The following is an 18,876-nucleotide window of genomic DNA, read 5'->3' on the forward strand; positions in this document are numbered from 1 at the left end:
GGGCGCTGTAATGGCTGAAATGATACGTGACTATCCCGGCCTCCACCCAAGCTGACAAAGTTGTAATCTTGCCGTCAGGTAGCTGCCAGTCAGCCCTTTCTAAAGTGGCCTCATATCCGCTGCAAGTACTGGAGTCATCATGAAGCACCTGTTCGTCGCCGTTGCGCTTGCCCTGTTGAGCCTGCCCACCCTGGCGGGCACCGGCAAAAGTTTCGCTTTCGGCGAGCCGGCCCCGGCGGCCAACGCCACGCGCACTGTCGAGGTCGTGCTCAAGGACATCGCCTTCGAGCCCGGGAACCTGCAGGTCAAGGCGGGCGAGACCGTACGGTTTGTCCTGATCAACGAAGGCAAGCTGCCCCATGAGTTCAACCTGGGTGACAAGGCCATGCACGCCCAGCACCAGAAAGAAATGATCGCCATGCAAGGCAAGCTGTTCACCGCCGGCATGAGCCACGAGGGTATGGGCCATGGCCAGATGGACCACGGTGCCCATGGCCATGATGCTGGCAATACGGTGCTGTTGCAGCCCGGCCAGCGCGCCGAGCTGACCTGGACCTTCCGCCAGTCGGCGCCCATCGAATTCGCCTGCAACGTACCTGGGCACTACCAGGCTGGCATGGTCGGGCCATTGACCATCGAGTGACTGGCGCTCCAAGGCGGGATGTAAAACCGGTAGACTAAGGGTATTTCCGAACCTTCAGGTCAGTTTCCATGCATCCCGCCGCCGAACATTCCCCGCTGGGCAAATCCAGCGAATACATTGCCACCTACACGCCTTCGTTGCTATTCCCCATCCCGCGCACGGCCAAGTGGGCCGAACTGGGTGTGACCGCCCAGACCCTGCCTTGGTACGGCGTGGATTACTGGAACTGCTTCGAGCTATCCTGGCTGTTGCCGTCCGGCAAACCTGTGGTGGCGATAGGGGAGTTCGCCATCCCTGCCGATTCGCCGAACATCATCGAGTCGAAGTCGTTCAAGCTCTACCTGAACTCACTGAACCAGACGGTGTTCGCCACCATTGGCGAGTTGCAGGCATGCCTTGAGAAAGACCTGTCGGCTGCCGCGGGCAAGCCTGTGAGCGTGCAGGTGCGCACGTTGGCAGAAGTGGAGGCCCAAGGTGTGGTTGCGCTGCCGGGGCAGTGCATTGATGCACTGGATGTGGCCATCAGCAACTACGAGCAGCCGCAACCAGAGTTGCTGCGCTGCAACCCCGAGCGGGCGGTGGAGGAAACCCTGCACAGTCACCTGCTCAAGTCGAACTGCCCGGTGACCGGCCAGCCGGACTGGGGCAGTGTTGTTGTTGAGTACAAGGGTAGGGCGCTGGACCATGCCAGCCTGCTGACCTACCTGATCAGCTTTCGCCAGCATGCGGACTTTCATGAGCAGTGCGTGGAGCGGATCTACCTGGATTTGAAGAGCCTGCTGCAGCCGGAGCATCTGACCGTGTACGCGCGTTATGTGCGCCGGGGTGGGCTGGATATCAATCCGTACCGTAGTACTGGGGCGATCAGCCCTGAAAACGTGCGGCTGGTGCGTCAGTAAGGTTCGAGTGATTGGGGCCGCTTCGCGCCCCTTTCGCGACACAAGGCCGCTACAATGGATTGTGTCGCGAAAGGGGCGCGAAGCGGCCCCAGCTATTACTAAATACCCATACTGTGCAGCGAGTTGGCAATGCTGCGCAGGGTGGCGGTGAGGTCGGGGTGGTCGGCCTCGAAACGCTCTATGGCCAGGTTCACACCATCGACCAGGTTGTTGTCTGGGGTAGCTTCCTCAAGCTTCAGTTGCGCCTCGATCTGTCTGGCTTCCTCATGCAGCGCGGCCAGCTCCTCATCCGTAAGCGGTATGTTTCGATCCAGTTGCTCGCGCAAGCTGTTCAGGCGCTCTTGCAATTCGCGGGCAGGCATTGGCTGTTCTCCATCAATGGCTTGGCAAGGCATGGACCTCAGCGAAGCGGCAAAGGTTCGCACCTGTCTTCTAGCGTAATCCACTCGCCGTTGCTTTGCATGATCCGTATCAACGCTGCTGTGTCAGGGTTTTTCGCCTTTGCGCCGGCGCAGGGCGATGTCGGTCAGGCAGGTGTCCAGCGCTTCGAGGTGGTCGATCACCGAGTGCACGCCCAGGCGAAACAGGTCCAGCGTGGCCTTGCCCCGTGCCAGCTCCTGCTCCTGCGGGGTCATGGCTTGCCATTGCTGTGAGCCGAGGTCGCAGGACGGGCTGCAGGCGGCCAGGCCGATGGTCCATAGCCCGGCGTTGAGGCCTGATTGCAACAGCCGCGGCTCGCCGCTGACCAGCACGCAGCCGTCCAGGCGTTGGCTGTCCAGCGCCATCAGTGCCTGCCAGCAGGCGTTGGGCGCGGGCCATCGCACGCCATTGGCAGTGTGCCCCGGCAACCAGTCCGGCAGCACGCTGGCCAGGCGTTTGCCCTGGGGGCTGCTAAGGTCATCGAGCCAGATACATGGCACCTGTCGGCGGCGCAGGCCGGCCAGGGTTTCGAGGGCGCCGGGGGCGGGCAAGGGGCTGCCGTTGGCAGCCTGGACCAGGCAACCACGCAGGCCGAACAGCACAGCGGTGAAGGCAGGTGCATCATGCATGGCAGCGTCCCTAAATACACCGCAGGCTATTGGGCGATTGTTACGTCTCTGTGACTTGTAATAGCTGCTCACAAATATTTAGGAAAAATGTGTAAAGGTGTTTATCAGCTCGCAAGCCTCTATACTGCCGCCTTACCTGCGGCGCATGCGTTGCGCCAGCGGCCGAGAAATTCGATGGAGAAACATCTATGCGTAGGATCGGTGCCGGTGTGATCGAGCGAGTCACCCAGGCCTGTGTCTGTGCCAGCTTGCTGCTGGCACCTGTGGCGGCTACCCAGGCTGCCACCGAGGATGATCCCTGGGAGGCGGTCAACCGGCCGATCTTCCGCTTCAACGATGTCCTCGACACCTATGCCCTCAAGCCATTGGCCCAGGGCTATCAGGCTGTCACCCCCCAGTTCCTCGAAGATGGCATTCACAATATCTTCCGTAACCTGGGCGATGTCACCAACCTGGCCAACAATGTGCTGCAGCTCAAGCCCCATGCGGCGGGTGTTGATACGGCGCGGCTGATCGTCAATACCACCTTCGGCCTGGGCGGCTTCTTCGATGTGGGCACCAAGATGGGCCTGCAGCGCAGCGACGAAGACTTCGGCCAGACGCTGGGTTACTGGGGCTTGCCCAGCGGCCCGTACGTAGTCATTCCGCTGCTGGGCCCGAGCACCGTGCGCGACGGCCTGGCGAAGTACCCCGACGGCTATACCAAGCCGTACCGCTACATCGACCATGTGCCGACCCGCAACTCTATCTTCGCCCTGGATGTGGTCGATACCCGTGCCAGCCTGTTGTCGGCAGAAAAGCTGATTCAGGGCGACAAGTACATCTTCATTCGCAACGCCTACCTGCAGAACCGCGAGTTCAAGGTCAAGGATGGCGAGGTCGAAGACGACTTTTGATTCATGCGTGCACGAAAAAAGGCGACCTTCGGGTCGCCTTTTTCGTAACAGATCAATGCATGGCCAGGATGCGCAGGCCAAATTTCTGCTGCCCACCGGGTTGGTCGGCGATCCAGACCACTTCGGTGCTGGCATGCAGGCCTTTGAGGGCAGGGTGGTCGGAGTCGATCCGTACCTCCAGGGTGTCGCCTACCTGAAAGCGCTGCGGCGCCTGCACCTGCATGCCGCTACTGGACAGGTCCAGGCATACCGCTGCGATCACCTGGCCGGCATGCAGCAGGCTGACTTCGGTGTCGATGCGCATGCGAATGAAGTCGCGTTTCTCACTGTGGTTGGAGGGCGTGTTTGGCATGCTGCATCCTTCTCATCGGGTTGCACAGGTCGCATTCTTATAACTCTCGGTGATTTAGCCTGTAAAGAGCACCAGACTCGACCCATGCATGCTTGAAACGCCTGGCGGATGGGAGTACCGTCTGCGCCTTACACAGTACCTCTGCCGGTTGCCTGGGCCGTGTTCTTGGCCTACAACTCAAGTAGAGTGTTACCACAGAGTATTCCAGCAGTTGGATGTCAGCCTTGCAGACGCCCCTGCACCAACCCAAATCGGCGCCGTTCGCCCACATGCAGAAAATCAGTGCAACGCTGCTGATCATCGATGATGACGACGTGGTCCGTGCGAGCCTCGCCGCCTATCTGGAAGACAGTGGCTTCAGCGTCCTCCAGGCCGGTAATGGCCAGCAGGGGCTCCAGGTCTTTGAAGAACACCAGCCCGACCTCGTGATCTGCGATCTGCGCATGCCGCAGATGGGCGGCCTGGAATTGATCCGCCAGGTCAGTGAGCGCGCGCCGCAGTTGCCGGTGATCGTGGTATCGGGTGCCGGCGTGATGAGCGACGCAGTCGAGGCCTTGCGCCTGGGCGCCGCCGATTACCTGATCAAGCCGCTGGAAGACCTTGCCGTGCTCGAACATTCGGTGCGCCGTGCGCTTGACCGTTCGCGCCTGGTGGTGGAAAACCAGCGTTACCGCGACAAGCTCGAGGCTGCCAACCGTGAACTGGAGGCCAGCCTGCACCTGTTGCAGGAGGACCAGACTGCCGGTCGCCAGGTGCAGATGAACATGCTGCCAGAGAGCCCCTGGGTTGCCGGGGAGTTTGCCTTCGAGCACCAGATCATCCCGTCGCTGTACCTGTCAGGCGACTTCGCCGACTATTTCCGCGTGGATGAGCGGCGCATCGCTTTCTACCTTGCCGACGTCTCCGGGCATGGCGCGTCGTCGGCTTTCGTCACCGTGCTGCTGAAGTTCATGACCACCCGGCTGATGTTCGAATTCAAGCGCAGCAGCAAGCTGCGCGAATTCAAGCCTTCGGAAGTGCTCAGCCACATCAACCGTGGCCTGATCAACTGCAAGCTGGGTAAACACGTGACCATGGTCGGTGGTGTGATCGATGAAGAAACCGGCCTGCTGACTTATGCCGTGGGCGGCCACTTGCCACTGCCGGTGCTGTATACCCCAGGCCAGGCCCGCTACCTGGAAGGCCGCGGCCTTCCGGTGGGCCTGTTCGATGAGGCAACCTACCAGGACCTGGTGATGGAACTGCCACCGCAGTTCAGCCTGACCCTGATGTCAGACGGCATCCTGGATCTTTTGCCAGGGGACACGCTCAAAGATAAAGAGGCCGCCTTGCCGGACATCGTCAAGGCAGCGGGTGGTAGCCTGGATGGGCTGCGCCAACGATTTGGATTGGCTACGCTTGGGGAGATGCCGGATGATATCGCCCTATTGGTGTTAAGCAGGAACCTTCAATGAGTACCGGTAGAATCCAGTTCGCCGAGCAAAGTGGTACCTTCGTGCTGAAATTCGTCGGTGAAGTGCGCCTGACCTTGTGTTCGGCGCTGGATGCGACGATCGAGAAAATCTTCACCGCGCTGAATTTCTCGGCCATCGTCATCGACCTGACCGAAACCGAGAGCATCGACAGCACCACCCTGGGCCTGCTGGCCAAGCTGTCGATCCTGTCGCGGCAAAAGGTCGGCCTGCTGCCGACCGTGGTCACCACCAACCCGGATATTTCGCGCCTGCTGCAATCGATGGGCTTCGATCAGGTGTTCAATATCGTCGATCGCCCGGTGCCGTGCCCGGAATGCCTGACCGACCTGCCATCCCAGGACCAGAACGAAGAGGTGGTGCGCTCCAAGGTGCTGGAGGCGCACAAGATCCTCATGGGCCTGAATGACTCCAACCGTGAAGCGTTCCATGACCTGGTGAACGCGCTGGAGCGGTCCTGATCTACCGCCTCCCTGGGCCTCTTGGTGGTTAAACCCGCGAAGCGGCCCGCAACGGCAACCCTATCGATTAATCCGGCCGCGCAAACTCCGTAGCTTCACCCCCCCAGGCATCCAACTGAAGCACTCGTGCCGGCCGCCCCTGTTCATCGAAAAACACTTGCCCCAGCCCCGCCCCATTCCACAGACGTTCCCCGGCCTTGCTGTGGCTGGGCGTACGCGGCACCACTTCCATCTCCCGCCGCCGGGTAAACCAGTTCAGCGGCGAGCGCGGTGAATAAAGCCAACGGTTGAGCCGGTCCAGCACGTCCAGCAAGCGGCGGGGAAACTCGTTCTTGATCCCGCTGCTGGTTATCTGCCACAGGTGCGGGCTGCGCTGGCGATGGCGGATCAGCACCTCGTACACGAACGAATAATGCACGTCCCCTGACAGGATCACGTAATGCCCCGGCGTGCGCGAGTGGCGGAAGATATTCAGGATCACCCGGGCGGCACCGCGGTGTGCCATCCAGTTCTCGGCATCCACCAGCAGCGGGTGGCCCAGCCAGCTGAACACTTTCTGTACCGTCTCGATCAGCTTTACCCCGAAGATCGGCGCCGGTGACACGATGATCGCCGAAGGGTGGTCCAGCAACGCTTGCTGCAGTTCGCACAACGCCTCCCAGTCGAGCAGGCCGGAAGGCTTGGCCAGGTCGCTTTCGCTGCGCCAGCGGCGTGTGCGGGTGTCCAGCACCAGCAGGGGCGGGTTGCTGGGCAGGCTGAACTGCCAGCCCTGAAAGCGCAGCAGTTCACCGATCAGATGGTCCTGTTGCTCGCTGTCCAGTTGTGGGCTGGCCAGCGCCTGGCACTGCCCGACCATAGCCTTGCAGCCTTGCGGGTCGTTGCCCCAGGCCTGGCACAGCAGGTAGCTAAGCAGGGCATTGCCGATGATTCGTCGCGAGAATGGGTGGCCGTAGGCTGTTTCTTCCCACTGCGCCGAGAGATTCCAGTCATCGGTGATATCGTGGTCGTCGAAGATCATCAGGCAAGGCAAATGCGCCATTACCCGCGCCACTTGGCCCAAGTCGTCGGCGAACGCCTGAATCAGCGGCAGTTCCTTGCGGTAGCGCGCCTGGTACGGGTCGGCAAGGCCCGCAGGCATGTCGAGTGCGACCAGTTGCCAAGGTGTTGGTGACCAGACCAGCAGGTACATGGCCATGACCTCGGCGAAGGTCACCAGATGGTTGTCGGCATTGCTTGAGGAGAAGATCGGTTTGCGCTTGCCGCCGAAGAATCGCTCACGCAGGGTTTCATTGCGTTCCTGGGCAGGCAGCAAGTCGGCGCGGTGGTAATAGCTGGCCGGGTGGTCATAGAGCGACCTGCTGTCGGCCACGACCGCGCCGTCCAGGTGTTCATCGAACAGGCCAAGGCGCTCGATCAGCGAATGAATCGCCCGTAACATCGGCCCTGCGACATCATCGGCATAGACTTGGTCGCCGGTCATCAACAGCACGGCCGGGCGCTCTTCGGGGCGCGTACAGGCCTGCAGCAGCCGGTCGGCGCAAAGCAGGCCATCGGCAGCGGGGTGGTGCGGCTTGCGGCAAGAGCCGTGCAGCAACTGGTCCAGGCGGTCGCGCAGCACCAGGCTCGGGCGCCGGCGGCCTGGGTAGAGCAGGTGCGGCGCCCAGCCAGCGATACCTTGGCCGTTGATCAGCAGGTCGTATTCGAGTTCAACGTTGCTGGGTAGCGGCTGGGCAAAGTGAATGTCCAGCAGGTGGATGAAGGCGTGCTGGCCGATCGGTACGACCTGGCAATCCACCTTGGCCGCGCCGTCCAAGGTGAACTCGGGCTGCAAGGGTTGGCTGCCGACCAGCCAGATGGCCAGGCGCTGAGGCTCCAGGCGGCGCAGTACAGGGCCGGCGAGAACAAGGGGCAAAGGGGAGGAAGTCATGGACAGCTCTGGTGGCTAATCGGCCCATTCGCGTCGAACCGTCGCGAACAGGCCCTTGAATTCAAGACGCTTTTTGAACGGCTAAAGCAAAGCGGGCGGAAAATGCTGAACATTCACCGCCCGCCTGGCAAACCGGATATGTATCAGGCTTTGTCAGCCATCAGCTTTTCCAGCTTCTCCTGGTCACGGGCGAACTGGCGAATGCCCTCGGCCAGCTTCTCGGTACCCATGGCGTCTTCGTTCATGGCCCAGCGGAACTGGCTTTCGCTGAGCACCTGCTTGGCCTCGCCGGCATTGCCCGGCTTGAGCACCTGGGGCAGCTCGCCCTGGTCATCGCTCAGTTGCTGCAGCAGCTCCGGGCTTATGGTCAGGCGATCGCAGCCTGCCAGTTGTTCGATCTGGCCGATATTACGGAAGCTGGCGCCCATGACCACGGTGTTGTAGCCGTTGGCCTTGTAGTAGTTGTAGATGCGCGTGACCGACTGTACGCCCGGGTCTTCGGCACCCACGTACTCCTGACCGGTGCTTTTCTTGTACCAGTCGTAGATACGGCCCACGAACGGCGAAATCAGGAATACACCGGCATCGGCGCAGGCCTGGGCCTGGGCGAAGGAGAACAGCAGGGTCAGGTTGGTCTGGATGCCTTCCTTCTCCAACTGCTCGGCGGCGCGGATGCCTTCCCAGGTGGAGGCCAGCTTGATCAGCACGCGGTCTTTGGAAATGCCGGCGGCCTGGTAAAGCTCGATCAGTTGGCGTGCCTTGCTCAGCAGTGCCGGTTCGTCGAACGACAAACGCGCATCCACTTCGGTGGAGATGCGCCCAGGGATCACTTTCAGAATGCCAGCGCCCACCGCCACGGCGAACTTGTCGCACGCCAGGTCGACATTGCCCTTGGCATCGCTTTTTACCTGCTTTAGCAGGTCGGCATAACCCGGGATGGCGGCAGCTTTTAGCAGCAACGAGGGGTTGGTGGTGGCATCGACCGGCTTGAGGCGGGTGATGGCGTCCAGGTCCCCGGTGTCGGCGACCACGGTGGTGAACTGCTTGAGTTGTTCCAGCTTGGAAGTCATGGCGTGCTCTGTCCTGTGCGATGTTTCGACATTACCCGAGCCCCGACGGCCGCTCAAGGGGCCAGTGGTGCGGTGGCGAATTGTCTGGGGTGATGATTCGAGTCACCAGCCAGCACGAGGTTCCCCACCGCCCTTGAAAGCTTCCCCCACCCTCTGTGGGAGCGGGTTCACCCGCGAAGCAGACGCCACAAGAGCAGTGCGGCCCCTGTGGCAGCCGGCTTGCCGGCGATAGGGCCCGCCAGACCACCTTACCGCCCCTGCAACAACTCCGCCGCTTGGTCAAACACCACCAGCGGCTCCGGCGCCTTGTGAATATCCGCCGACAGCAACTGCCGGAACCGCCGCGCCCCTTTGAAGCCCTGGCCCAACCCTAGAATATGCCGGGTGACGTGATGCATCGCACCGCCACTTTCCATATGCGCCACGATATAGGGCCGCAACTGCGCCATCGCCTCGCTACGGCTGACCACCGGCGCATCACTGCCAAACAGCAGCTGATCCACCTCAGCCAGCACATACGAGTTGTGGTACGCCTCGCGCCCCATCATCACCCCATCGAACGTCTCCAAGTGCATCTGGCACTCGGCCACGGTCTTGATGCCACCGTTGAGCACAATCTCAAGGTCCGGGAAGTCCGCTTTCAACTGCGCGGCCACGTCGTAACGCAGCGGCGGAATCTCACGGTTCTCCTTCGGCGACAACCCCTCCAGAATCGCGATGCGCGCATGCACGGTGAAACTGCGACACCCGGCGTCACGTACCTGCCCGACGAAGTCGCACAGCTCGGCATAGCTGTCACGGCCATTGATACCAATGCGGTGCTTGACCGTCACCGGCGTCGACACCGCATCACGCATGGCCTTGACGCAATCGGCCACCAGCGCCGGGTGGGCCATCAGGCAAGCGCCGATCATGTTGTTCTGCACCCGGTCGCTCGGGCAGCCGACGTTGAGGTTGACCTCGTCATAGCCCGCTTGTTCGGCCAGGCGCGCACAAGCCGCCAGGTCGGCCGGCACACTGCCGCCCAGCTGCAGGGCAAGCGGATGCTCGGACACATCGTGGCGCAGGAAACGGTGCGCGTCGTTGTGCAGCAGGGCGCCAGTGGTGACCATTTCGGTGTAGAGAAGGGTGTGCCTGGAGAGCAGGCGCAGGAAGAACCGGCAGTGGCGGTCGGTCCAATCCATCATGGGTGCAACGCTGAAGCGGCGTGACGGCTCAGGGCGCGTGGTTTGTGGGGTTGCGGTATCTAGGGGCATTCAGGTCTACGCACTTTTGTACCAATTTATTCGGGGTTTTGCTGTGAACCAGCCTCATTCACGTGAGTAACGCCGAAAAAAATGGCAAGGAATACAAGCAAGGAACAAGGCCGATGTGGCGGTGAGCTACCCCGTCGATACCAGCCTCATAAAAAGGATGTCCTAGTTTACCAAGAGCGCTGGATGTTCGCCTGTTCATAGGCAAGTGAGGGGCGCGGAAAGCGTGAGTGAACGAGGTGAAAATTCTTTGTCCGTCTTTTCGGGGCGATGGTTTTAACGGTTTCCTACAGATGTGGGATCAGATTTTCCCTCTAGCCTGTAGTCCATTTCTGAATCACCCTTTCCGCGCCCTTGAGCCATTGCGATGGAAAACTGAGCTCCCTAGTCTCGCTGGGCCGCTGCAAAAAACAGCGGCCGGGTCTGCAAGTCCGAACTTGGTTTTGGCCTCAACTATCACCTGCGAAACCCCTCCACAGAGGATCAGCATTGGCCCTGGCAATGAAACCCGCTAATGTGTCGCCCCCCAGCAAGGAAAGCCGCGACCCCAGGGAGTATTCGATGTCGCTTTTACACCAGGCCAGCCTGCCATTTGGCCTGCGCAGTGGCAGCAACTTCACGCCTGCCCATTCACTGAAACCGTTGCTGGACGGCATCTCGGAGCTTCAGGTGCCTGGCCCGGAAGCGGTCTGGGCCATTGGCGAGGTCGACCTCGGCCAATCGGTGCGCCTGTTGCGTTTCTACCTGGACAACGAAGACTACTGGTTGCAGGTGCTGATGAACGGCGCCGTACCGGGCGATATCGTGCTGTTCGGCTACCACAGCGCAGTACCCGTCCATGACCAGGCGCACCTGCAACGCCTGACCGGCAGCGTGCCCAAGGCCGGAATGCCGATCTTCGAGCACGAAGGCAGTTTGTACTCCCGGCAATGGGGCCGCGAAGCGGGGCTCGCCGAATGGGTTGCGCTATGCGAAGCGGTTACCAGCCCCGAGGCACGCTACCGCATCCAGCACCGGTCCATGCTGTATGCCCGTGACACCGGTTTGCCAGGGCGGCGCGAATTTCTGCTGCTCTCGGTCGAAGAAGATGAGCACGGAGCGCTTACCTACACCACCTCGCTGGGTATCACCCTGTTCCCCACGGACTTTCACGTAACCTGACAAGGATCTCCCATGCTCGACGCTTTGCGCCTGTCCCTCAACGCCTCGGCGGTGACTGGCTTCATCCTCTATATCAGTGTGGCCCTGCTGATGTTCTGGCTGTTCCAGTTCATCTATACCCGCCTCACGCCGCACCGCGAGTTCGCCCTGATCCGCGAAAACAACCCGGCGGCCGCTATTGCGCTGGGTGGTTCGCTGATCGGGTTTTCGCTGCCGGCCAGCAACATCATCGCCTACAGCGTCAGCATTCTCGATTTTGTCGCCTGGGTGGTGATCGCAGCTGTGGTGCAGTTGATTGCCTTCGGCCTCACCAGCCTGGTGCTGCGTGGCCTGTCACGGCGCATCGCCCAGGGCGAGATGGCAGCTGCCATCTACGCCGCCAGCGTGGCGATCAGCGTGGGCTTTCTGAACTCGGCCTGCATGACGCCTTCGGCCTGAGCGGGAGGATGCCAATGAAATCGCCGATGAAACGTAGCTCCTTCAAGCTGGTACTGGCCGGTTCGTTACCACTGGCGCTGACGGCCTGTGGTCCGCAGGAACAACTGTATACGGTCAGCCAAAAGGTCAATTACGACACCGTCGCTGCCTGTGTAGATGACAGAGTGCCGAACGCTATCTGCACCGATGCCTACCAGCAGGCGCAGAGCGACTATCAACGCCAGGCGCCAACGTTCGCGTTCCAGAGCGAGTGTGAGGCGCAGTTCGGTGCAGACAATTGCCAGGCCACCGTCGGTGGGCGATACATGCCGCTCATGAATGGGTTCGAGTTGGAAAGTGCCGCTGAGGTGACCCAGTCACAACTTGACGCTGGCTACGCTCAGGGCGGGGGCTATGGGCATGTGGCCAGCGCAGCGGTGGCCGGTATCCTGCTCGGGCAGGTGGTCAGCAACAGCGACCGTCGTTTTCGCGCACAGCCTTTGTATGCCAACCGCAGTGGAACGCGCCTTGGGCCGCACAATGGGGCCTTGGGTGGAATCCAGCGAGCCAGGGAGGATGAACAAAACAGCAGTGGAGGTTCGTCCGGCGGTGGCGGCGGTGGCGGCAGATGGAGCCGCAAGGAATCTCATCCAGCCTCGTCGGCATCGATCACCCGTGGTGGTTTTGGCAGCCAGGCCACAGCCCGTAGCGGCTGGGGTGGCAAGTCCGGCAGCTTTTTCGGGGGGTGAGCATGCGCAAGGTCGAGCTGGCAGAGCGCCCCGACTGGCGCGCGACTGCCGAGCGTGAGGGGTTCGCCTTCCACACCATCGATGGCGAGCGTTACTGGGACGAGCGCGGTTACTACCAATTCAGCGAAGCCCAGGTGGTGCGCGACCTGCAAGCTCCGACCGAAGCGCTGCACGCCATGTGCCTGGAGGCGGTCGGGCGCATTGTCGACAGCGAAGCGCTGATGGCCCGCCTGGCTATCCCGCCGGCCTTCTTCGACCTGGTGCGCAGGTCTTGGAAGCAGGCACAGCCCCACCTGTACGGGCGCTTCGACTTCAGTTACGACGGCAATGGCCCGGCGAAACTCATCGAAGCCAATTACGATACGCCAACCTCACTTTACGAGGCGGCCGCTTTCCAGCTGATCTGGCTGGAGGAGCAGATAGCGCGTGGGCTGCTGCCTGCACACGCCAGCCAGTTCAATACCCTGGCTGAAGACCTGGTGCAGGCGTTTGCCGCTATGCCGGGGCAGGGCGCGTTCTATTTTTCGACCATCTCAGGCTCGCTGGAAGACCGTGGCACCACGGATTTCCTGCGCAGGATGGCCGAGCATGCGGGTGTTCGCACACGGCATATCGACCTGGAAGACATCGGCCTGCACGACAACGGCCGGTTCGTCGACCTGCAGGGCCAGCCCATCCAGCGCCTGTTCAAGCTGCATGCCTGGGAGCATATCTTTCATGAGGACTTCGGCCAGGCGATCACCGGCTGCGACACGCAGTTCGTCGAGCCGCCGTGGAAGGCACTGATCTCCAACAAAGGCATCCTGCCGTTGTTGTGGGAGTGGTTCGAGGGGCATCCGAACCTGCTGCCGGCCTTCGTCGACGACAACCCGCAGGCCCCGGTGCCCAAAGGCTGGGTGCGCAAGCCGTACTTCTCCCGTGAGGGCGCCAACGTGGATATCCGCACCGAGGATGGCCGGCGGGTTTTTGAAGACGGGCCTTATGACGATGCGCCCTATATTCTGCAGGCTTTTGCACCTTTGCCGAAGTTCGCTGACAGTTACACGCTGATTGGTTCGTGGGTGATTGGCGACAAGGCCTCGGGGCTTGGCATTCGTGAAGATGATTCGCTGATCACCAAGGACAGCTCGCGCTTCTTGCCGCATGTGGTATTGGGCTGACCGGCCCTCTGGTCGGTTTCAGGATGCGCCTGGTCGTTCGCGTGCATCCCTTCGGCGCCACAAGTGCCATGCTTGTGGAATGCCCCTGAGCCCAGTGCGCGCAGACGCACGGCCACCGGCAAGGAGGCCACCGACAACCACGCAACCGTGACGTGGGCGGTGTGCCGCAGCAGAACACGCCGGTCACCTGCCCACTACAACAACAGGCGGGGGCCGTGATGCCGAGGTCCGCTGTATGCCTGATCAATTGCCCCGCCTGCCCGTGATCCACAGTATCCTGAGTCGCCACCAGGACACCCCCGGCGCGCTCTTGCCGATCCTGCATGCCGTGCAGGAAAGCATCGGTTTCATCCCCGATGCCGCCGTCGCCGATATTGCCCATGCCCTCAACCTCAGCCTGGCCGAGGTGCGCGGGGTAATCAGCTTCTACCACGATTTCCGCACCGCGCCGCCGGCCCGCCATACCCTGCGCTTGTGCCGCGCCGAGTCATGCCAGAGCCGTGGCAGCGAGGCACTCGCCGCGCAGCTGCGCGAACAGTTGGCGCTGGACGACCATGGCACCAGCGCCGATGGCGCCATCAGCCTGCGCCCGGTGTACTGTCTGGGCGCGTGCGCCTGCTCGCCGGCACTTGAGCTCGATGGCCAGGTGCATGCGCGCCTGACCCCTGAGCGCCTGCGCTCGCTGGTCAACGGTTGCCTGGAGGACACAGCATGCTGAAGCTGTTCATCCCCTGCGACTCGGTGGCCCGCGCCGTGGGCGCAGATCAGGTTGTCGAGGCGTTGCAGCGCGAGGCCGAGCAGCGCCAGTTGGCGCTGGACATCCAGCGCACCAGTTCGCGTGGCCTGTATTGGCTCGAACCACTGGTAGAGTGCGAGCGCGCTGGAGGGCGGCAAGGCTTCGGCCCGGTCACCCCTGAGGATGTGCCTGCGCTGCTCGATGCATTGGCGGCAGAACCCGGCAGCCATCCATTGGCGCTCGGGCCGGTGGAAGCGCTCCCTTACCTCAAGACCCAGCAACGTCTGCTGTTCGCCCGCGCCGGCATCACCCGGCCATTGTCGCTGGAGGACTATCGCGCCCACGGCGGCTTTGCCGGCCTTGCGCAAGCCGTTGCGCTGGGCGGCGCCGAAGTGGTCGCCGCCGTGCTCGATTCTGGCCTGCGCGGCCGCGGCGGCGCAGCGTTCCCGGCAGGTATCAAATGGCGCACCGTGCGTGACGCCGGGGCAGGGCAGAAGTATGTGGTGTGCAACGCCGACGAAGGCGACTCGGGTACCTTCGCCGACCGCATGCTGATGGAAGGGGACCCCTTCTTGCTGATCGAAGGCATGATCATCGCCGGCCTCGCGGTGGGTGCCGACAAGGGCTTTATCTACGTGCGCTCGGAATACCCCGACGCCATCCGCGTGCTCGATGAGGCCATCGTCATCGCCCGCGACGCCGGTTATCTGGGTTTCGACGTGGCCGGTAGCGGTCAGGCCTTCGACCTGGAAGTACGCGTGGGCGCGGGTGCCTATATCTGCGGTGAGGAAACCGCGCTGCTCGAATCCATCGAGGGCAAGCGCGGCATCGTCCGTGCCAAGCCACCGCTACCGGCCCTGCAGGGCCTGTTCGGCCTGCCGACGCTGGTGCACAACGTACTCACCCTGGCCTCGGTGCCCACCATCCTGGCCAAGGGCGCAGCGTTCTACCGCGACTTCGGCATGGGCCGTTCGCTGGGCACCATGCCGTTCCAGCTGGCCGGCAACATCCGCCATGGCGGCCTGGTAGAACGTGCCTTCGGCCTGACCCTGCGCGAGCTGGTGGAAGGCTACGGGGGCGGCACCGCCAGCGGCCGGCCGCTCAAGGCTGCCCAGGTCGGTGGCCCGCTGGGTGCCTGGGTGCCGCCCAGTCACTTCGACACCCCACTGGACTACGAGGCCTTCGCTGCCATGGGCGCGATGCTGGGCCACGGCGGCGTGGTGGTGGCTGACGACACCCTGAACATGGCCGGCATGGCGCGTTTCGCCCTGCAGTTCTGCGCCGAAGAGTCCTGCGGCAAGTGCACGCCTTGCCGCATCGGTTCTATCCGCGGCATGGAGGTGGTCGACCGCTTGATCGCCAGCAGCGACCTCACCGACCGCCATGACCAGGCCCTGCTGCTGCGCGACCTGTGCGACACGATGCAATACGGCTCGCTATGCGCCATGGGCGGCATGACCGCCTACCCGGTGGCCAGCGCCCTGAAGTACTTCCCGGCCGATTTCGGGCTGACCACCACGGAGGCCGCGCAGTGATCAATTACTTCGACCCCGAGACCGATCTGGGCACCCCTGAACGCTACGGCGATGTGCAGATCAGCCTGAACATCGACGGGCGCAGCGTGAGCGTGCCGGCGGGCACCTCAGTGATGCGCGCCGCCGCCCTGCTGGGTACCAGCATCCCCAAACTGTGCGCCACCGACAGCCTGGAGGCCTTCGGCTCCTGCCGCATGTGCATGGTCGAAATCGACGGCATGCGCGGATACCCGGCGTCCTGCACCACGCCTGTCAGCGAAGGCATGGTGGTGCGCACGCAGACGCCACGCCTGGCCGACCTGCGTCGCAATGTCATGGAACTGTATATTTCCGACCACCCGCTCGACTGCCTGACCTGCTCGGCCAACGGCAACTGCGAACTGCAGACGGTCGCCGGCCAGGTCGGCCTGCGCGAGGTGCGCTACGGCTACGACGGCGCCAATCACCTGGCTGAGCAGAAGGACGTGTCCAACCCGTACTTCGATTACGAGCCCAGCAAGTGCATCGTCTGCAGCCGCTGCGTGCGTGCCTGTGAGGACATCCAGGGCACCTTCGCCCTGACCATCACCGGGCGCGGCTTCGAGTCGCGGGTGGCGGCAGCCGGTGGTGACAACTTCCTCACCTCCGAATGCGTGTCGTGCGGCGCCTGCGTGCAGGCTTGCCCGACGGCTACCCTGACCGAAAAAAGCCTGGTGCAGAGCGGCCAGCCGGAACGAGCTGTGATCACTACCTGCGCCTACTGCGGCGTGGGCTGCTCGTTCCGTGCGGAAATGAAGGGTGACCAGCTGGTACGCATGGTCCCGGACAAGAACGGCGGCGCCAACCACGGCCATGCCTGCGTCAAGGGCCGCTTCGCCTGGGGCTATGCCACCCACCCTGATCGCATCACCAGACCGATGATCCGCAAGCATGTGGATGACCCGTGGCAGGAAGTCAGCTGGGACGAGGCCGTCACCTACGCGGCCAGCGAGTTCCGGCGCATCCAGCTCAAGTACGGGCGTGACTCCATCGGTGGCATCACCTCCAGCCGTTGCACCAACGAAGAAGCCTACCTGGTGCAAAAGTTGGTGCGCACGGCGTTTGGCAACAATAACGTCGACACCTGCGCGCGGGTTTGCCATTCGCCCACCGGCTACGGCCTCAAGCAGACCCTCGGCGAGTCGGCGGGTACCCAGAGTTTCGATTCGGTGATGCAGGCCGACGTGATCCTGGTGATCGGTGCCAACCCTACCGATGCCCACCCAGTGTTCGGCTCGCAGCTCAAACGCCGCCTGCGCCAGGGCGCGCGGCTCATCGTCATCGACCCGCGGCGCATCGACCTGGTGGATTCGCCCCACGCCCGTGCCGAGTTGCACTTGCAACTGCGCCCTGGCACCAATGTGGCCATGCTCAACGCCTTGTCCCATGTGATCGTTAGCGAGGGGCTGCTGGCCCAGCGCTTCATCGACGAGCGCTGCGAGAGCGAGGCCTTCGCCCGCTGGCGCGACTTCGTCAGCCTCGCGCAAAACGCCCCTGAAGTGCAGGGCCCCGTGTGCGGCGTGCCCGCCGAGCAGATCCGCGCCGCCGCCCGGCTGTATGCCACAGGCGGCAACGCTGCGATCTACTACGGTTTGGGCGTGACTGAACACAGCCAGGGCAGCACGGCGGTGATGGGCATCGCCAACCTAGCCATGGCCACCGGCAATATTGGCCGCGAAGGGGTAGGGGTAAACCCCCTGCGTGGGCAGAACAATGTGCAGGGCTCGTGCGACATGGGGTCGTTCCCGCATGAGTTGCCAGGCTACCGGCATATCTCCAACGAGGCCGTGCGTGCCGAGTTCGAGCAGGCCTGGGGTGTGACTCTGCAGCCCGACCCGGGCCTGCGCATCCCCAACATGTTCGAAGCGGCGCTGGACGGCAGCTTCAAGGCGCTGTACTGCCAGGGTGAGGACATCGCCCAGAGCGACCCCAACACCCAGCACGTCACTGCCGCGCTGCGGGCCATGGAATGCGTGGTGGTGCAGGACATCTTCCTCAACGAGACGGCCAAGTTCGCCCATGTGTTCTTGCCGGGTAGCTCGTTCCTGGAAAAGGACGGCACCTTCACCAACGCCGAGCGCCGTATTTCGCGGGTACGCAAGGTGATGCAGCCGCTGGCCGGCAAGGCTGACTGGGAGGCCACCGTGGCCTTGGCCAATGCCCTGGGCTACCCGATGAGCTACCGCCACCCGTCCGAGATCATGGACGAAATCGCCCGCCTGACACCAACCTTTCACCGCGTCAGCTACGCCGAACTCGACCGCCATGGCAGCCTGCAGTGGCCGTGCAACGACGCCGCGCCCGACGGCACGCCGACCATGCACATCGATCAGTTCGTGCGGGGCAAAGGGCGCTTCATGCTCACCGGCTATGTGCCCACCGACGAGAAGGTCAACAGCCGCTACCCACTGCTGCTGACCACCGGGCGCATTCTCAGCCAGTACAACGTCGGTGCCCAGACCCGGCGCACCGCGAACGTCGCCTGGCATGCTGCCGACTGCCTGGAGCTGCACCCCACCGACGCCGAAAGCCGCGGCATCCATGACGGCGACTGGGTCGGCATCGGCAGCCGCGCCGGGCAGACGGTCCTGCGTGCCAAGGTGAGTGAGCGCGTGGCGCCGGGGGTGGTGTACACCACCTTCCACTTCCCCGAGTCCGGCGCCAACGTGATCACTACCGACAATTCCGACTGGGCCACCAACTGTCCGGAGTACAAGGTTACGGCGGTGGAGGTGGTCAAGGTGTTCCACCCGTCGCAGTGGCAAAAGCGCTACCAGGACTTCCGCGATGAACAGCGGCGCCGGCTCAAGGAGCGCCGCACGGCCGACAAGCCCGAGCAGGCCGAGGTACGCCGATGAGCATCGAAAACCTGGTCAAGATGGCCAACCAGATTGCCCATTACTTCGACAGCGAGCCTGATCATGCGTTGGCGGTGAAAGGGGTGCAGCAGCATTTGCAGAACTTCTGGACCCCGGCGATGCGCAGGCAGTTGGGGGAATGGGCCCAGGCCCATGCAGGGGAGGGTTTGGACCCCAAGGTGGTGGAGGCCTTGGCTTAGCGTTTGTCTGCGCTGCCCCC

19 protein-coding genes are annotated in these 18,876 nt (G+C 62.8%); 13 read left to right on the forward strand and 6 right to left on the reverse strand.

The window, feature by feature from the left end:
• Positions 1-139: 139 nt before the first annotated feature.
• Together EGJ09_RS02825 and queF are read left to right on the forward strand one after the other, a co-directional pair.
• Complete coding sequence (locus tag EGJ09_RS02825; protein WP_125923179.1) at positions 140-643, forward strand: plastocyanin/azurin family copper-binding protein; 504 nt, start codon at positions 140-142, stop codon at positions 641-643.
• A 68-nt stretch (positions 644-711) separates the two neighbouring features.
• The gene (queF, locus tag EGJ09_RS02830; protein WP_125923180.1) at positions 712-1,542 is read left to right on the forward strand and encodes an NADPH-dependent 7-cyano-7-deazaguanine reductase QueF; all 831 of its coding nucleotides are present in this window, start codon (positions 712-714) and stop codon (positions 1,540-1,542) included.
• A gap of 98 nt (positions 1,543-1,640) precedes the next feature.
• On the opposite strand, the gene EGJ09_RS02835 is transcribed toward queF, so the two are convergent.
• Together EGJ09_RS02835 and EGJ09_RS02840 are read right to left on the reverse strand one after the other, a co-directional pair.
• Positions 1,641-1,904, reverse strand: coding sequence for a DUF4404 family protein (locus EGJ09_RS02835; protein WP_012313583.1), 264 nt, complete (start codon positions 1,902-1,904; stop codon positions 1,641-1,643).
• 123 nt (positions 1,905-2,027) lie between these two features.
• Positions 2,028-2,591 carry a phosphonoacetaldehyde phosphonohydrolase-related protein gene (locus EGJ09_RS02840; RefSeq protein ID WP_125923181.1) on the reverse strand — a complete coding sequence of 188 codons (564 nt, stop codon included), beginning with the start codon at positions 2,589-2,591 and terminating at the stop codon, positions 2,028-2,030.
• Between the two features lie 188 nt (positions 2,592-2,779).
• Here EGJ09_RS02840 and EGJ09_RS02845 point away from each other — a divergent pair, with 188 nt between their 5' ends.
• Positions 2,780-3,487 (forward strand): VacJ family lipoprotein, encoded by a 708-nt coding sequence (locus tag EGJ09_RS02845; protein ID WP_012313585.1) that lies wholly within the window; start codon positions 2,780-2,782, stop codon positions 3,485-3,487.
• Between the two features lie 52 nt (positions 3,488-3,539).
• Here EGJ09_RS02845 and EGJ09_RS02850 read toward each other — a convergent pair whose 3' ends face one another.
• Positions 3,540-3,839, reverse strand: a complete 300-nt coding sequence (locus tag EGJ09_RS02850) for a PilZ domain-containing protein (RefSeq protein ID WP_125923182.1) — start codon at positions 3,837-3,839, stop codon at positions 3,540-3,542.
• Between the two features lie 269 nt (positions 3,840-4,108).
• On the opposite strand from EGJ09_RS02850, the gene rssB reads away from it, so the two are divergent.
• Together rssB and rssC are read left to right on the forward strand one after the other, a co-directional pair.
• Positions 4,109-5,293 (forward strand): two-component system response regulator RssB, encoded by a 1,185-nt coding sequence (rssB, locus tag EGJ09_RS02855; RefSeq protein ID WP_039602919.1) that lies wholly within the window; start codon positions 4,109-4,111, stop codon positions 5,291-5,293.
• Positions 5,290-5,772, forward strand: a complete 483-nt coding sequence (gene rssC, locus EGJ09_RS02860; RefSeq protein WP_039602918.1) for an anti-sigma factor antagonist RssC — start codon at positions 5,290-5,292, stop codon at positions 5,770-5,772. Before rssB ends, rssC begins: the two co-directional genes overlap by 4 nt.
• Before the next feature lie 67 nt (positions 5,773-5,839).
• On the opposite strand, the gene EGJ09_RS02865 is transcribed toward rssC, so the two are convergent.
• From EGJ09_RS02865 to dusA, 3 genes are all read right to left on the reverse strand, one after another.
• Positions 5,840-7,699 (reverse strand): alkaline phosphatase D family protein, encoded by a 1,860-nt coding sequence (locus EGJ09_RS02865; RefSeq protein ID WP_125923183.1) that lies wholly within the window; start codon positions 7,697-7,699, stop codon positions 5,840-5,842.
• 143 nt (positions 7,700-7,842) lie between these two features.
• Positions 7,843-8,769 carry a transaldolase gene (gene tal, locus EGJ09_RS02870; protein WP_046787893.1) on the reverse strand — a complete coding sequence of 309 codons (927 nt, stop codon included), beginning with the start codon at positions 8,767-8,769 and terminating at the stop codon, positions 7,843-7,845.
• Positions 8,770-9,017: 248 nt separating this feature from the next.
• Positions 9,018-10,025 carry a tRNA dihydrouridine(20/20a) synthase DusA gene (gene dusA / locus EGJ09_RS02875; RefSeq protein WP_046787894.1) on the reverse strand — a complete coding sequence of 336 codons (1,008 nt, stop codon included), beginning with the start codon at positions 10,023-10,025 and terminating at the stop codon, positions 9,018-9,020.
• A 558-nt stretch (positions 10,026-10,583) separates the two neighbouring features.
• Here dusA and EGJ09_RS02880 point away from each other — a divergent pair.
• From EGJ09_RS02880 to EGJ09_RS02915, 8 genes are all read left to right on the forward strand, one after another.
• Complete coding sequence (locus EGJ09_RS02880) at positions 10,584-11,183, forward strand: DUF2491 family protein (protein ID WP_119688583.1); 600 nt, start codon at positions 10,584-10,586, stop codon at positions 11,181-11,183.
• 12 nt (positions 11,184-11,195) lie between these two features.
• Positions 11,196-11,621 carry a DUF350 domain-containing protein gene (locus EGJ09_RS02885; protein WP_115275394.1) on the forward strand — a complete coding sequence of 142 codons (426 nt, stop codon included), beginning with the start codon at positions 11,196-11,198 and terminating at the stop codon, positions 11,619-11,621.
• A gap of 26 nt (positions 11,622-11,647) precedes the next feature.
• Positions 11,648-12,349, forward strand: a complete 702-nt coding sequence (locus EGJ09_RS02890; protein ID WP_177433142.1) for a DUF1190 domain-containing protein — start codon at positions 11,648-11,650, stop codon at positions 12,347-12,349.
• 2 nt (positions 12,350-12,351) lie between these two features.
• The gene (locus tag EGJ09_RS02895; protein ID WP_125923185.1) at positions 12,352-13,509 is read left to right on the forward strand and encodes a glutathionylspermidine synthase family protein; all 1,158 of its coding nucleotides are present in this window, start codon (positions 12,352-12,354) and stop codon (positions 13,507-13,509) included.
• A 235-nt stretch (positions 13,510-13,744) separates the two neighbouring features.
• Positions 13,745-14,227 (forward strand): formate dehydrogenase subunit gamma, encoded by a 483-nt coding sequence (locus EGJ09_RS02900; RefSeq protein ID WP_125923186.1) that lies wholly within the window; start codon positions 13,745-13,747, stop codon positions 14,225-14,227.
• A complete protein-coding gene (locus tag EGJ09_RS02905; protein ID WP_125923187.1) occupies positions 14,221-15,780 on the forward strand; it encodes an NADH-quinone oxidoreductase subunit NuoF in 1,560 nt (519 codons plus the stop codon). The genes EGJ09_RS02900 and EGJ09_RS02905 overlap by 7 nt, the downstream gene beginning before the upstream one ends.
• Complete coding sequence (gene fdhF / locus EGJ09_RS02910) at positions 15,777-18,656, forward strand: formate dehydrogenase subunit alpha (protein WP_125923188.1); 2,880 nt, start codon at positions 15,777-15,779, stop codon at positions 18,654-18,656. The genes EGJ09_RS02905 and fdhF overlap by 4 nt, the downstream gene beginning before the upstream one ends.
• Positions 18,653-18,856 (forward strand): formate dehydrogenase subunit delta, encoded by a 204-nt coding sequence (locus EGJ09_RS02915; RefSeq protein WP_046787904.1) that lies wholly within the window; start codon positions 18,653-18,655, stop codon positions 18,854-18,856. The genes fdhF and EGJ09_RS02915 overlap by 4 nt, the downstream gene beginning before the upstream one ends.
• Positions 18,857-18,876: the final 20 nt, after the last annotated feature.

The sequence above is a fragment of the Pseudomonas sp. p106 genome (genome assembly GCF_003936645.1).
Lineage (GTDB): Bacteria > Pseudomonadota > Gammaproteobacteria > Pseudomonadales > Pseudomonadaceae > Aquipseudomonas > Aquipseudomonas putida_E.